Genomic DNA, 14,336 nt, shown 5'->3' on the forward strand with positions numbered 1-14,336 from the left:
GTGCGACGCCGCGCGCCGGGAGGCCCGCGCCGCGCCGCCTGGCGGCCGCCGGCACGAACCCGTGTGATACATTTCAACGTCAGTCTGCAAAACTACCATATCGCCGCCCGTCCGCCGCATGTCCGACCGTCAGGAATCCGCCGCAGCAGCGCCCGAAGCGGCCACTCCGAAGCACGATCATCCGGTGCTGCGTCGCGTGTTCAAGGTGACGCTGGCGGTCGCGATCGGCACGTACTTCGTCGCGTGCGGCACGTTCCTCGGGCTGCGCTACGTGCTGCTGCCGCGCATCGACGAATTCCGCCCGCGCATCGAGCGCGCGGTGTCCGACAAGCTCCACGCACAACTGTCGATCGGCAAGCTGTCGCCGCACTGGTCCGGCATGCAGCCGGGCGTCGAAGTCACCCGTCTGACGATCCGCGGCCGCGACGGTCAGGTCGCGCTGTCGGTACCGCACGCGACGGCTGCGCTGTCGTGGATGTCGCTGCTGCGGCTGTCGCCCGCGCTGTCGAGCCTGATCGTCGATGAGCCGGACCTCGTCGTCGCGCGCGCGGCGGACGGCTCGCTGAGCATCGCGGGCGTCGGCGTCGCGTCCGCGCACGGCGGCAACGACACGTTCGGCACCTGGCTGCTGAAGCAGGAAGCGATCGTGCTGCGCGGCGGCACGCTGCGCTGGCGCGACGCGCAGCACGACGCGCCGGAACTCGCGCTGTCCGGCATCCGGCTCGCGGTGCTCAACGACGGCCGCCTGCACAAGGCCGCGCTGCAGGCGCCCGCGAACGGCACGCTGCTGCTCGGCCCGCTCGATTTCCGCGCGCGCTTCACGCACAAGGCGCTCGCGCCGATCGGCAAGCCCTCGAACTGGACGGGCAACGCCTATCTGTCGACGGGCCCCGTCGATCTGCAGACGCTCGCGCGCTATGTCGACATGCCGCTCACGATCCATGCCGGCCGGATCGACAACGCGATCTGGGCGACCTTCAGCAACGGCCGGCTGCGCTCGGCAGGGGGCGACCTGCAGGGCGCCGACGTCGCGCTGCGCGTGCGGCCGACGCAGCCGCGCCTCGACGTGCCGACGGTCGGCTTCCGCTGGGATCTCGCGCTCGATCCGGGCCGCGACTACACGCTGCATCTGACGCACTTCAACGCGGAACTGGGCCAGCCGCCGCTGCCCGACGGCACGCCGCTCGCGCGTTCGCTCGCGCTGTCGACGCTGAAGGCGCGCTATCGCGTGCCGACGGCCGATCAGGGCCAGCTGCTCAGCGTCGTCGGCGATCGCGTCGATCTCGGCATCCTCAGCGAATTCATCCGCGGGCTGCCGCTGCCCGCGCGGCTGCGCAACGAGCTCGTCAAGATCGACCCGCGCGGGATGATGTCGAACTATCACATCGAAGTCGAACGTGCGAAGCCCGCGCGCGCCGACCTCGCCGACGAGGAGCGCCGCATGGGCGCCGCGCCGATCGTGCGCTACCGGTTCCTCGGCGATCTGCAGGGCATCAGCTTCGCGGCGCAGGAGCCGCCGCCGGGGCTGTCGGCGCGCGGCCACCCGCGTGCCGGCCTGCCGGGCGTCGAGAACCTGTGGGGCCGCGTCGACGCGAGCGAGACGGGCGGCACCGCCGAGTTCGACACGGTCGACGCGGCCGTCACGGTGCCCGGCGAGTTCGACGAGCCGCGGCTCACGTTCGACAAGCTGCGCGGCCGCGCGAACTGGACCATCACGCCGGCGCCCGGCGAAAAGCACGCGCGCGTCGACGTGAATGTGCCCGATCTGTTCGTCGCGAACCCCGACGCCGAGATCGCGGTATCGGGCACCTACACGAATCCGGGGCACGGCCGCGGCTCGCTCGACCTGCGCGCCGATTTCGCGCGCGCGTCGGTCGCCCGGATTCCGCGCTATCTGCCGACGGGGATGTCCGATCACCTGCGTGCCTATCTCGGCCACGCGCTGCAGGACGGCCGCGTGACGAAGGGCGCGTCGATCGTCGCGCGCGGCCCGCTCGACAAGTTTCCGTTTCAGCATGAGCCGACAGCCGGCGTGTTCCGGATCGTCGCGCCGTTTACGGGCGGCCGCTTCGAGCCGACGCCGTACCCGCCGCGCACGCTCGCGAACGGCACGCCGAGCGTGTGGCCCGCGCTCGACGGCATCGACGGCGTGTTCGAGCTCGCGCAGAACAAGCTGCGCTTCGACATCGACCGCGCGCATTACAAGCGTGTCGCGGTGACGAAGGTCGCCGGCCGCATCGACGATCTCGGCCACCCGAGCGACTCGCCGCTCGTCATCGAAGGCCACGCGCAAGGACCGCTCGCCGACCTGATCGATTACGCGGACAACAGCTCGCTGGGCGCGATGAGCGATCGCGTCGGCGCGCGCATCGACGCGCAGGGGCCGGCGTCGCTCGCGCTGAAGCTCACGATTCCGCAGCACGTCGCGCATCCGCATACGCGGATCGAAGGCGCGCTCGCGTTCGGCGGCAACACGCTGTCGGCGGACGGCGTGCCGCCGCTGTCCGCGCTGCGCGGGCAGGTGCGCTTCACCGAAACCGGCGCGTCGCTGCATGCACTGTCGGGCCGCTTCCTCGGCGGCCCGGTGCACGCGAACGGCCGCTTCCAGTCGCACGGGCCGTACGCCGTCGACGTCGACGGCAAGCTCGCGCTCGACACCGCGCGCGGGCTGAATCTGCGCGGCGCCGCGGCGGCGCTGCTCGAACACGTGAGCGGCGACGCGCCGTACCGGATCGCGGTGCGCGGCGCACCGGGGCGCCTGCCGGACATCGCCGCGCAATCGGATCTGACCGGCGTCGCGCTGAACTTTCCCGCGCCGTTCGCGAAGCCGGCCGGCACGACGATGCCGTTCCGCTTCACGCTACAGCCGGCGCCGCAGACCGACGGCACGCGCCTCGAGCACGCGGACCTGACGCTCGGCCCCGTGTCGGCGACCTATCTGCTCGATGCGACGCGCGGCGCGCCGCTGCGTGCCGTGCGCGGCGCGATGGGCATCCACCGCATGCCCGACATGCCGCAGGAAGGCGTCAGCGCGGCGGTCGACGTCGACGCCTTCGACGCGGACGCCTGGATCGCGCTGGCGCGTACCCTGCGCGCCGAGACGCCGCGCGCGACGCAGCCGCCGGCGGCGTCGCGCGTCGATGTCGCGAGCTTCGCGCCGAAGCGCTTTGCGCTCCACTTCGGCACGCTGACGCTGCTCAAGCGCAACTGGGAAAACGTGATCGTCGGCGCGTCGCACGTCGACGATCTGTGGCAGGCCAACATCGCGTCGAACCAGGTGTCGGGCTACCTGTCGTGGGCGCCGGGCGGCGGCCACAACGGCGCGGGTGTGCTCAACGCACGGCTCGCGAAGCTCGTGATTCCCGACAGCGCGCAGCACGATCTCGTCGGCCGCGCGATGAACCTGCCGACACCGACCGATCGGGCGATGCCGTCGGTCGACGTGATCGTCGACCAGGTCGTCGCGCGCAACCACGACATCGGCCGCCTCGTCGTCAATGCACGCAACGTCGATGAGAACGGCACGCCGGTCTGGCAGCTCGACCGCCTCACGCTGACGAACCCGGACGCGAAACTGAGCGCGACGGGCAACTGGCGCACGTCGCGGCGCGCGCTCGCGCGCGGCGTCGACGAAAGCGAGGCGCCGCGGCGGTCGGTGTTCGACTTCCGGCTCGACGTCGACGATGCGGGCGCGCTGCTCGATCGCGTCGGCCTGCCGCGTACGCTCGCGAAGGGCCAGGGTTCGGTGACCGGCAAGGTCGGCTGGCGCGGCGGCCCGACCGCGGTCGACCTGCCGTCGCTGAACGGCCAGATCGCGCTCGACCTCGAGCACGGGCAAATCCTGAAGGTCGATCCGGGCGCCGCGAAGCTGCTCGGCGTGCTGAGCCTGCAGAGCCTCGCGCGCTTCCTGACGCTGAATTTCCGCGACGTGATCGGCAAGGGGCTGCCGTTCGACAAGATCACCGGCACCGCCCGCGTTTCGAACGGCATCGCACGCACCGACGATTTCGCGATGACGACCGCACCGGCGAACGTGACGGTGCGCGGCGCCGTCGATCTCGGCACCGAGACGCAGGATCTCCATGCGCACGTCGCGCCGAAGGTCGGCGCGGGTGCGGCCGCGATCGCGGCGGCGGTGATCAATCCGCTGCTCGGCGTCGGTGTGCTGGCCGCCGACTTCGCGCTGTCGCAGACGCTGCAGCACGCGTTCGCGCTCGACTACGCGATCACCGGATCGTGGGCGCATCCGCACATCGAGCGGGTGCGGGGCGATCAGGGTAAGATGAATCGCGATGCGGCCGAGGCGCCCGGCCACTGAGCCGCCTTCGCCGCCGGGCCGCACCCCATTTATGACGCCACCGATTTCGCGATGACCGATTCCGCCCCTTCCGCCGCGCCGTTCCGTGTTGCCGCCTTGCAGATGGTCAGCACGACCGACGTCGGACGCAATCTCGCCGAAGCGCGCCGCCTGATCGCGGAAGCCGCCGACGAAGGCGCGCAGCTCGTGCTGCTGCCCGAGTATTTCTGCTTCATGGGTCAGCGCGACACCGACAAGCTCGCGCTCGCCGAGCCGTACGGCGACGGCCCGATCCAGCAATTCCTCGCCGATGCCGCGCGCCGCCACCGCGTATGGGTCATCGGCGGCACGCTGCCGCTGAAGGCGCCGGAACCGCAGCGCGTGCTGAACACGACGCTCGTGTTCGATCCGTCGGGCAACGAGGCGGCGCGCTACGACAAGATCCATCTGTTCAACTTCGAGAAAGGCGACGAGTCGTTCGACGAGGCGCGCACGATTCGCCCGGGCGAGACGGTCGTCACGTTCGACGCGCCGTTCGGCCGGGTCGGGCTGTCGGTCTGTTACGATCTGCGCTTTCCGGAGCTGTATCGCAGGATGGGCGATTGCGCGCTGATCGTCGTGCCGTCGGCGTTTACGTATACGACGGGCCGCGCGCACTGGGAGACGCTGCTGCGCGCGCGGGCGGTCGAGAACCAGTGCTACGTGCTCGCGGCCGCACAGGGCGGCAAGCACGAGAACGGCCGGCGCACCTGGGGCCACAGCATGCTGATCGACCCGTGGGGCGAGATCGTCGCGGTGCGCGACGAAGGCGCGAGCGTCGTAAGCGGCACGCTCGAGCCGCAGCGCATTGCCGACGTGCGCCAGAGCCTGCCCGCGTGGCGGCACCGCGTACTGACCTGAGCGGCCGGCCCGCTTGAAACGCCGCGCGGCCCACCCATCTGCGCGATACGCATCCGACAACTTTTTGAGAGCACCCGATACCCGCATGAACATCATCGAACCCGGCATCCGCAACCTGGCGCTGGCGAAGGACATCCTGCTGACGCCGTACGGCCTCGACGAGAGCCTGCTCACGCGCACGATCGCGGACATCTTCACGCACCGCGTCGACTACGCGGATCTGTACTTCCAGGCGACGCGCAGCGAGGCGTGGAGCCTCGAGGAAGGCATCGTGAAGTCGGGCAGCTTCAGCATCGACCAGGGCGTCGGCGTGCGCGCGGTGGCGGGCGACCGCACCGCGTTCGCGTATTCGGACGACCTGTCGCCGGAAGCGATCGCGCAGGCCGCCGCGGCGACGAAGGCGATCGCGGCCGCGGGCGGCGGCCGCCAGAAGGTGAAGGCGGCGACGTCGTTGAAAGGCATCTCGGGCCGCGACCTCTATCTGCCGTCCGATCCGCTCGCGTCGCTCGACGCGACGGCCAAGGTGAAGCTGCTCGAACGCGTCGAGCAGATGGCGCGCAGCCGCGACCCGCGCATCACGCAGGTCATGGCGGGCCTCGCCGGCGAATACGACGTCGTGCTCGTCGCGCGCAGCGACGGCGCACTGGCGGCCGACATCCGCCCGCTCGTGCGCGTCTCGGTCACGGTCATCGCCGAGCAGAACGGTCGCCGCGAAATCGGCACCGGCGGCGGCGGCGGCCGCTTCGACTACGGCTACTTCACCGACGACGTGCTGTCGCGCTACGTCGACGACGCGGTGCACGCCGCGCTCGTGAACCTCGACGCGCGCCCCGCGCCGGCCGGCGCGATGACGGTCGTGCTCGGGCCGGGCTGGCCCGGCGTGCTGCTGCACGAGGCGATCGGCCACGGTCTCGAGGGCGACTTCAACCGCAAGGGTTCGTCCGCGTTCGCGGGCCGCATCGGCGAGCAGGTCGCCGCGAAGGGCGTGACGGTCGTCGACGACGGCACGCTGCCGAACCGTCGCGGGTCGCTCAATATCGACGACGAAGGCAACCCCACGCAGTGCACGACGCTGATCGAGGACGGGATCCTGAAGGGCTACATCCAGGACACGCTGAACGCGCGCCTGATGAAGATGCCGGTCACGGGCAACGCGCGCCGCGAATCGTATGCGGCCCTGCCGATGCCGCGCATGACGAATACCTACATGCTCAACGGCGACAAGGATCCGCAGGAAATCATCGCGTCGGTGAAGAACGGTCTCTACGCGGTGAACTTCGGCGGCGGCCAGGTCGACATCACGAACGGCAAGTTCGTGTTCTCGGCGTCCGAGGCGTACATGATCGAGAACGGCAAGATCACGTATCCGGTCAAGGGCGCGACGCTGATCGGCAGCGGCCCCGAATCGCTGAAGTACGTGAGCATGATCGGCAACGACATGTCGCTCGACACGGGCGTCGGCGTATGCGGCAAGGAAGGCCAGAGCGTGCCGGTCGGCGTTGGCCAGCCGACCCTGCGCATCGACAAGATGACGGTCGGCGGTACGGCATAACCGCATCGCCACGCAGACAATCCGCGAATTTTTGACCGAACGCGCGGATTATCCGCATTTTTGACGCACCCCGGTTGCCAGCGGCACGGCGACCGGGTATAAATTCCGAATCGACTTTTTCGACGAACCGAATCTCCGTCATGTCCGCCAAGTTTTACTTTTACTTTTTTTGGTATCTCAGACCGCTGGCGGATCGAGAGGGTTGATGGCGCGCAAAGCGCAACCGAAATTCCCGAAAAAACCGCCGGCGAACCCGGCGGTTTTTTTTCGCCCTTCGCCAGCCGTCGTCGCGACGGCCGCCCTGCAGCCCGAACGACACACCGCACCACCCGAATCGACGAATCTGCCGCACGCACACTGACCGAACGGCGCCCCCAAAAGCTAGGAGAAACAGCATGCCCCCGCACAATACCGACGACGTCCGCATCCGCGAACTCAAGGAACTGACGCCGCCCGCTCACCTGATCCGCGAGTTCGCCTGCTCCGAAGCGGCGTCCGAGCTGATCTACAACGCGCGGCAGGCAATGCACCGGATCCTGCACGGCATGGACGACCGTCTGATCGTCGTGATCGGGCCGTGCTCGATCCACGATACGAAGGCGGCGCTCGAATACGCGGGCCGGCTCGTGAAGGAGCGCGAGCGCTTCAAGGGCGAACTCGAAATCGTGATGCGCGTGTACTTCGAGAAGCCGCGCACGACGGTCGGCTGGAAGGGGCTGATCAACGACCCGCATCTCGACAACAGCTTCAAGATCAACGAAGGGCTGCGCACCGCGCGCGAACTGCTACTGCAGATCAACGAGATGGGGCTGCCGGCCGGCACCGAATACCTCGACATGATCAGCCCGCAGTACATTGCCGACCTGATCTCGTGGGGCGCGATCGGCGCGCGCACGACCGAGTCGCAAGTGCACCGCGAGCTGGCGTCGGGGCTGTCGTGCCCGGTCGGCTTCAAGAACGGCACGGACGGCAACGTGAAGATCGCAGTCGATGCGATCAAGGCCGCATCGCAGCCGCACCACTTCCTGTCGGTGACGAAGGGCGGCCACTCGGCGATCGTGTCGACGGCCGGCAACGAGGACTGCCACGTGATCCTGCGCGGCGGCAAGGCGCCGAACTACGACGCGGACAGCGTGAACGCCGCGTGCGCGGACATCGGCAAGGCCGGCCTCGCCGCGCGCCTGATGATCGACGCGAGCCACGCCAATAGCTCGAAAAAGCACGAGAACCAGATTCCGGTATGCGCGGACATCGGCCGCCAGGTCGCGGCCGGCGACTCGCGCATCGTCGGCGTGATGATCGAGTCGCACCTCGTCGAAGGCCGTCAGGATCTGAAGGAAGGCTGCGAACTGACGTACGGCCAGAGCATCACCGACGCCTGCATCAACTGGGAAGACAGCGTGAAGGTGCTCGAAGGGCTGGCGGAATCGGTGAAGGCGCGCCGCGTCGCGAGCGGCAGCGGAAACTGACGGGGCGGCAAGCAGCGCGATCGTCCCGTGGCGCCTCGGCCATGCGGCCAGCGCGCGGTGATCGCCTCGCTCTGCTAGACTAGCTAACATTCTCTAGCTAACCGAGGAGGCGACCATGTCGACGGTTAACATGCACGATGCCAAGTCGCGGCTCTCCAGCCTGGTCGAAGCGCTGGAATCCGGGCGCGAAACCGAGGTCGTGATCGCCCGGAATGGTCATCCCGTGGCCCGGATCGTTCCTTATGCTGCGCCGAAGCGGATCGGCGCAGCTCGTCAGCTGCTTGCCGGGCTGAACATCCCGACAACCGTCGAGGCATTCAATGCCGCCGACGAATCGATCGCCGCGGATTTCGAGGCCAGCTCGGAACAAAGGCTTGCGCCATGAAGCTGCTGCTCGATACGCACATCGCGCTATGGGCGGCGGAGGGCGCGCCTCAACTGTCGACAACAGCGGCCGCGTTGATCGAGCATCCCGAGAACACGCTGTACGTCAGTGCCGCATCCATCTGGGAAATCGCGATCAAATACCGCAAAGGCAATCTGCCGGTCCATCCGCGCGATGCCCGTTCGGCGTTCCGGCTTGCTGGCTTTGCGGAGCTGCCTATCAGCAGCGATCACGTCGAAGGCGTTGCCGCGCTGCCCGATTTTCCGGATCACGCCGATCCGTTCGACCGCGTGATGGTTGCGCAGGCGCTACATGAAGGTATGCCGCTCGTCAGCGCAGATCCCAAGCTGTGGCGCTATCACGCCACGCTCGTGCTGCGCGCCTGACGTCCTCCATGCACCAAAACCAGAGCCCGGCATACGCCGGGCTTTTTCATGAGCAGCCGCGAGTGCCTGCGTGACGCGTTACTCGAGCGCCCCCGAACCGAAAATCTCCGTATTCACGCGCTCCGGCGCGACGCCCAGCGCGACCAGCGCATCGCGCTGCGCCTTCATGAACGCGATCGGGCCGCAGATGTAGTAGTCGGCGTCCGGCACCAGCGCGTACTGCTTCACGCGCTCGGGCGTCAGACGCCCTTCGAGGTCGTGATCGATGCCGACGCGCTCGTTCGGTCCGACCCGCTCGTACAGCACCGTACGCTTCACGTTCGCGTGCTGGCGCACCGTGTCGTTCAGCCAGTCGCGGAACGCGTGCACCGCGCCCGACCGGCATGCGTGGACGAACCGCACGTCGCGCCGACTGCCTTCGGCGACGAGCGTCGACAGCATCGACATCATCGGCGTGATGCCGACGCCGCCCGAGATCAGCACGACAGGCGTATCGGCGTCGCGCCTCAGCGAGAAATCACCCATCGGCGCCGTCACCTCGACGATCGAACCCGCTTCGACGCCGTCGTGCATCAGCGTCGACACCTTGCCGGCCGGAATCGCCTCGGCGTTGCCCGACTCGCGCTTCACCGAGATGCGCAGCCACTTGCCGTTCGGCGCGTCGGACAGGCTGTACTGGCGCGGCTGATCGACGCCGAGATCGCCGACGAAGCGCTTCACCGTCACGTACTGGCCCGGCTCGAACGACGGCGCCGCGCCGCCGTCCGCCGGCACCAGGTAGAACGACGTGATCTCGTCGCTTTCGCGCACCTTGCGCTCGACGCGGAACGGCCGGAACCCGCTCCAGGCGGCACCCGCGTACAGGTCGGCCTCCGCGCCGATCAGGATTTGCGCGAGCTGGCCGTAGGCGACGCGCCACGCTTCGAGCGTAGCCGCGTCGACCGCGTCGCCGAGCACCTCGACGATCGACGCGAGCAAGTTCTCGCCGACGATCGGATAGTGCTCGGGACGAATGTTCAGGCTCGCGTGCTTGTGCGAAATCCGCGACACCGCACCGCCGAGCGCGCCCAGATTGTCGATGTTCGCCGCATACGCATAGACGGCCTTCGCGAGCGTCTCGGGCTGCGTGCCCGTCTTCTGATGCGTCTGGTTGAACAGGTTCTTCAACTCCGGATGGCGCGCGAACATGCGCTGGTAGAAGTGCTTCGTAATCGTCGCGCCGTGTTCGGCGAGGACGGGAGCGGTCGCCTTCACGCGTGCCATCTGATCGGCGGTGATCTGGGTCATGTTCGTTCTCCGTTAAACATGCTGATACGATACCTCTTTAAAATCGCAGGCCGGACGGACAAATTGTCGCAGTGCGGAAAAAGGCGCCGGCTGCGTTACCGGACGCGGCCGCGCTCCCACAGCACGTCCGCGCCGCCGGCTGCGCGGTTCAGCACACGCGCGAGCACGAACAGCAGATCCGACAGCCGGTTCACGTAGCGCCGCGGCGCGTCGTTGAGTGCGTCGTGCCGGCCGAGCGCGACGATCGAGCGCTCGGCGCGGCGGCACACGGTCCGGCACACGTGCGCGAGCGATGCCGCGCGCGAGCCGGCCGGCAGGATGAATTCCTTCAGCGGCGGTAGCGTCGCGTTGTAGTCGGCGAGCCAGCGGTCCAGCCGCGCGAGATGCGTGTCGTCGATCACCGTATGGCCCGGGATGCAGAGCTCGCCGCCGAGATCGAACAGATCGTGCTGAATCGTCACGAGCGCCGTGCGCACGTCGTCGGGCAGCGTTTCGGCGAGCAGCACGCCGAGATTCGAATTCAGTTCGTCGACGTCGCCGATCGCGGCGATCCGCGCATCGTCCTTGCCGACGCGCCGGCCGTCGCCGAGGCCGGTGGTGCCGTCGTCGCCGGTGCGCGTGGCGATCTTGCTCAAGCGGTTGCCCATGCGAATGTCCTCTCCGGTGCGCGGCCGCGATGCGGCCCGGTTGCGTTGGAACGCGATTATCGCAGCCCGCGGCGACGGCCGCAGCAGGCGTTCCAGCGTAGAATGGGCCGAAACCGCGTCGAAGCGGGACCCGTTTTTTCGGACGGTCGGCCGCCGCGAACCCGGTCGGCGCGACATGCGCCCGGCGTCGTCCGCCGGCCGCCGCGCACGATGCCGGCACGCGCCCGTGCGCTGCCCCGACAAAGGAGACATTCGTGAATTACCCCGCCCCGCCGGCGGCCACGCGCCGCCCCCTGCCCCCCGCCATGCTCGATGCGCTGCGCGCCAGGTTCGGCGAGCGCGTCTCGGTCGCCGATGCCGTGCGCGCACACCACGGCCGCGACGAATCGCCGTTCGATCCGCAGCTGCCCGACGCGGTCGTGTTCGCGCACAGCGTCGACGACGTCCGCGAAGTCGTGTCGCAGTGCGCGCTCTACGGCGTCCCGCTGATTCCGTACGGCGCCGGCTCGTCGCTCGAAGGTCATCTGCTCGCGGTGCGCGGCGGCGTGTCGCTCGATCTGTCCGAGATGAACCGCGTGCTGTCGATCAACGCGGAAGACCTGACCGTCACGGTCGAGCCCGGCATTACGCGCAAGGCGCTGAACGAGGCGCTGCGCGACACGGGGCTGTTTTTCCCGATCGATCCGGGCGCCGACGCGAGCATCGGCGGGATGACCGCGACACGCGCGTCCGGCACGAATGCCGTGCGCTACGGCACGATGCGCGAGAACGTGCTCGGCCTCACCGCGGTGCTCGCCGACGGCCGCGTCGTGAAGACCGGCTCGCGCGCGCGCAAGTCGTCGGCCGGCTACGATCTGACGCGCCTGTTCGTCGGCTCCGAAGGCACGCTCGGCGTGATCACCGAAATCACGCTGCGGCTGCATCCGCTGCCGGAAGCCGTATCGGCCGCGATCTGCACGTTCCCGACGATGGGCGACGCCGTGCGCACCGTGATCGAGACGATTCAGATCGGCGTGCCGATCGCGCGCGTCGAATTCGTCGACGCGCTTGCCGTGCGTTCGATCAACCGCCATTCGAACCTGACGCTCGCCGAAGCGCCGACGCTGTTCTTCGAATTCCACGGCACGGAAGCCGGCGTGAAGGAACAGGCCGAGCTCGTGCAGGCGCTCGCGGGCCAGAACAACGGCCAGGGTTTCGAATGGGCGACGCGGCCCGAAGACCGCAGCCGGCTCTGGTCCGCACGCCATAACGCGTATTTCGCGATGCTGCAGCTGAAGCCCGGCTGCCGCGCGGTGACGACCGACGTATGCGTGCCGATCTCGCAACTCGCCGCCTGCGTCGAGGAAACCGAGGCCGATCTGCGCGCGTCGTCGCTGCCGTGCCCGATCGTCGGTCACGTCGGCGACGGCAATTTCCACGTCGCGATCCTGATCGATCCCGACAAGCCCGAAGAAATCGACGAGGCCGAACGCATCAACGACCGGATCGTCGAGCGTGCGCTGCGGCTCGGCGGCACGTGTACGGGCGAGCACGGCGTCGGGCTGCACAAGATGCGCTTCCTGCCGAAGGAGCATGGCGACAACGCGATCGACACGATGCGCGCGATCAAGCTCGCGCTCGATCCGCGCAACCTGATGAACCCCGGCAAGATCTTCGCGTGCTGATGCGGCGGCGAAGCGGCGGCCGCGGCCGCGCTTTGCCTGGGACGGGAGTAAGCGCTGAAGCGCTAACTCCCGTCGCGCTTTGCCTGGGGCTGGAGTAAGCGCTGAAGCGCTAACTCCAGCCGCGCTTTGCCTGGGACGGGAGTAAGCGCTAAAGCGCTAACTCCCGTCGCAAAAGGAGACCCGATGAACGCCCCTGTCGAACTGTCCGCCCAGATGCGCGCGCAGCGCCAGCGCGAAGTCGTCCAGGCGCTGATGGCCGTGCTGCCGACGCACTGCCTGCTGTATCGCGACGAAGACACCGCACCGTACGAATGCGACGGCCTGTCGGCATACCGCCGCCTGCCGCTCGCAGTCGCACTGCCCGAAACCGAATCGCAAGTGCAGCGCATCGTGCAGATCTGCCGCCGCATGGACGTGCCGATCGTGCCGCGCGGTGCCGGCACGAGCCTGTCCGGCGGCGCGCTGCCGATCTCGCTCGGCGTCGTGCTGTCGCTCGCGCGCTTCACACGCATCGTCGAAGTCGATCCGTATGCGCGCACCGCCACCGTCCAGCCCGGCGTGCGCAATCTCGCGATCTCCGAAGCCGCCGCACCGTACGGGCTGTACTACGCGCCCGATCCGTCGTCGCAGATCGCCTGCACGATCGGCGGCAACGTCGCGGAAAATTCGGGCGGCGTCCATTGCCTCAAGTACGGACTCACCGTGCACAACGTGATGCGCGTGCGCGCGGTGACGATCGACGGCGAAATCGTCGAATTCGGCTCGCTCGCGCTCGACATGCCGGGCCTCGACCTGCTCGCCGTGATGATCGGCAGCGAAGGGATGTTCGCGATCGTCACCGAAGTGACGGTGAAGCTGATCCCGAAACCGCAGGCGGCGCAGCTCGTGATGGCGAGCTTCGACGACGTCGTCAAGGGCGGCGAGGCGGTCGCCGCGATCATCGCGTCCGGCATCATCCCGGCCGGCCTCGAGATGATGGACAAGCCGGCGACGCAGGCCGTCGAGGCGTTCACGCACGCCGGCTACGACCTCGACGCGAAAGCGATCCTGCTATGCGAATCGGACGGCACGCCGGAAGAAGTCGCCGAGGAAATCGTGCGGATGACGGCCGTGCTGCGCGAGCACGGCGCGACGCGCATCCAGGTCTCGCGCAACGAAAGCGAGCGGCTGCGCTTCTGGTCGGGCCGCAAGAACGCGTTTCCGGCCGCCGGACGCATCTCGCCCGACTATTACTGCATGGACGGCACCGTGCCGCGCCGCGCGATCGGCCCGCTGCTCGCGCGCATCGAACAGCTCGAAACGCGCTACGGCTTGCGCTGCATCAACGTGTTCCATGCCGGCGACGGGAACATGCATCCGCTGATTCTGTACAACGCGAACAATCCGGACGAACTCCATCGCGCCGAGCAGTTCGGCGCGGAAATCCTCGAATGCTGCGTCGAATTCGGCGGCAGCGTGACCGGCGAGCACGGCGTCGGCATCGAGAAACTGAACTCGATGTGCGTCCAGTTCTCGCCGCAGGAGCGCGACGCGTTCTTCGCGGTCAAGCGTGCGTTCGATCCGCCGGAGCTGCTCAATCCCGACAAGGGCATTCCGACACGCGCACGCTGCGCCGAATACGGACGCCAGCACGTGCGCGGCGGGCTGCTGCCGCACCCCGAACTGCCGCGCTTCTAGGCGCGCGCATGCCGGCCGCCGCCCGGCCGGCTTCAGGAAGCGCCCGGCGCGGCCGCGCGGTATGGCGCGGCG

General features: G+C 68.5%; 10 protein-coding genes. 8 read left to right on the plus strand and 2 right to left on the minus strand.

The window, feature by feature from the left end:
* Positions 1–118: 118 nt before the first annotated feature.
* The 6 genes from HMPREF3115_RS13545 to HMPREF3115_RS13570 all read left to right on the plus strand — a co-directional run bounded on the left by HMPREF3115_RS13545 (position 119) and on the right by HMPREF3115_RS13570 (position 8,989).
* A complete protein-coding gene (locus HMPREF3115_RS13545; RefSeq protein WP_070554742.1) occupies positions 119–4,318 on the plus strand; it encodes a YhdP family protein in 4,200 nt (1,399 codons plus the stop codon).
* A 51-nt stretch (positions 4,319–4,369) separates the two neighbouring features.
* Positions 4,370–5,197 (plus strand): carbon-nitrogen hydrolase family protein, encoded by an 828-nt coding sequence (locus HMPREF3115_RS13550; protein ID WP_006409153.1) that lies wholly within the window; start codon positions 4,370–4,372, stop codon positions 5,195–5,197.
* Positions 5,198–5,282: 85 nt separating this feature from the next.
* Positions 5,283–6,749, plus strand: a complete 1,467-nt coding sequence (gene tldD / locus HMPREF3115_RS13555; RefSeq protein WP_006408370.1) for a metalloprotease TldD — start codon at positions 5,283–5,285, stop codon at positions 6,747–6,749.
* A 395-nt stretch (positions 6,750–7,144) separates the two neighbouring features.
* The gene (aroG, locus tag HMPREF3115_RS13560) at positions 7,145–8,218 is read left to right on the plus strand and encodes a 3-deoxy-7-phosphoheptulonate synthase AroG (RefSeq protein WP_006401618.1); all 1,074 of its coding nucleotides are present in this window, start codon (positions 7,145–7,147) and stop codon (positions 8,216–8,218) included.
* Between the two features lie 115 nt (positions 8,219–8,333).
* On the plus strand, positions 8,334–8,603 hold the full coding sequence (locus HMPREF3115_RS13565) for a type II toxin-antitoxin system Phd/YefM family antitoxin (protein ID WP_006408369.1): 270 nt from the start codon (positions 8,334–8,336) through the stop codon (positions 8,601–8,603).
* The gene (locus HMPREF3115_RS13570) at positions 8,600–8,989 is read left to right on the plus strand and encodes a type II toxin-antitoxin system VapC family toxin (protein ID WP_065494231.1); all 390 of its coding nucleotides are present in this window, start codon (positions 8,600–8,602) and stop codon (positions 8,987–8,989) included. Before HMPREF3115_RS13565 ends, HMPREF3115_RS13570 begins: the two co-directional genes overlap by 4 nt.
* 78 nt (positions 8,990–9,067) lie before the next feature.
* Here HMPREF3115_RS13570 and hmpA read toward each other — a convergent pair whose 3' ends face one another.
* Positions 9,068–10,276 carry an NO-inducible flavohemoprotein gene (hmpA, locus tag HMPREF3115_RS13575; RefSeq protein ID WP_053297611.1) on the minus strand — a complete coding sequence of 403 codons (1,209 nt, stop codon included), beginning with the start codon at positions 10,274–10,276 and terminating at the stop codon, positions 9,068–9,070.
* Positions 10,277–10,371: 95 nt separating this feature from the next.
* Complete coding sequence (locus tag HMPREF3115_RS13580) at positions 10,372–10,923, minus strand: cob(I)yrinic acid a,c-diamide adenosyltransferase (protein ID WP_006401622.1); 552 nt, start codon at positions 10,921–10,923, stop codon at positions 10,372–10,374.
* A gap of 254 nt (positions 10,924–11,177) precedes the next feature.
* Here HMPREF3115_RS13580 and HMPREF3115_RS13585 point away from each other — a divergent pair, with 254 nt between their 5' ends.
* Positions 11,178–12,587, plus strand: coding sequence for an FAD-binding oxidoreductase (locus HMPREF3115_RS13585; RefSeq protein WP_070554744.1), 1,410 nt, complete (start codon positions 11,178–11,180; stop codon positions 12,585–12,587).
* Positions 12,588–12,770: 183 nt separating this feature from the next.
* Positions 12,771–14,264 (plus strand): FAD-linked oxidase C-terminal domain-containing protein, encoded by a 1,494-nt coding sequence (locus HMPREF3115_RS13590; protein ID WP_006408365.1) that lies wholly within the window; start codon positions 12,771–12,773, stop codon positions 14,262–14,264.
* Positions 14,265–14,336: the final 72 nt, after the last annotated feature.

The sequence above is a fragment of the Burkholderia sp. HMSC10F09 genome (assembly GCF_001806955.1).
GTDB lineage: Bacteria > Pseudomonadota > Gammaproteobacteria > Burkholderiales > Burkholderiaceae > Burkholderia > Burkholderia multivorans.

Excerpts from the sequence above, each read along its gene's own strand:
- hmpA (WP_053297611.1), bottom strand. The coding sequence starts at position 10,276 with ATGACCCAGATCACCGCCGATCAGATGGCACGCGTGAAGGCGACCGCT.
- HMPREF3115_RS13570 (WP_065494231.1), top strand. The coding sequence starts at position 8,600 with ATGAAGCTGCTGCTCGATACGCACATCGCGCTATGGGCGGCGGAGGGC.
- tldD (WP_006408370.1), top strand. The coding sequence starts at position 5,283 with ATGAACATCATCGAACCCGGCATCCGCAACCTGGCGCTGGCGAAGGAC.
- HMPREF3115_RS13550 (WP_006409153.1), top strand. The coding sequence starts at position 4,370 with ATGACCGATTCCGCCCCTTCCGCCGCGCCGTTCCGTGTTGCCGCCTTG.
- HMPREF3115_RS13545 (WP_070554742.1), top strand. The coding sequence starts at position 119 with ATGTCCGACCGTCAGGAATCCGCCGCAGCAGCGCCCGAAGCGGCCACT.
- HMPREF3115_RS13565 (WP_006408369.1), top strand. The coding sequence starts at position 8,334 with ATGTCGACGGTTAACATGCACGATGCCAAGTCGCGGCTCTCCAGCCTG.
- HMPREF3115_RS13580 (WP_006401622.1), bottom strand. The coding sequence starts at position 10,923 with ATGGGCAACCGCTTGAGCAAGATCGCCACGCGCACCGGCGACGACGGC.
- HMPREF3115_RS13590 (WP_006408365.1), top strand. The coding sequence starts at position 12,771 with ATGAACGCCCCTGTCGAACTGTCCGCCCAGATGCGCGCGCAGCGCCAG.
- aroG (WP_006401618.1), top strand. The coding sequence starts at position 7,145 with ATGCCCCCGCACAATACCGACGACGTCCGCATCCGCGAACTCAAGGAA.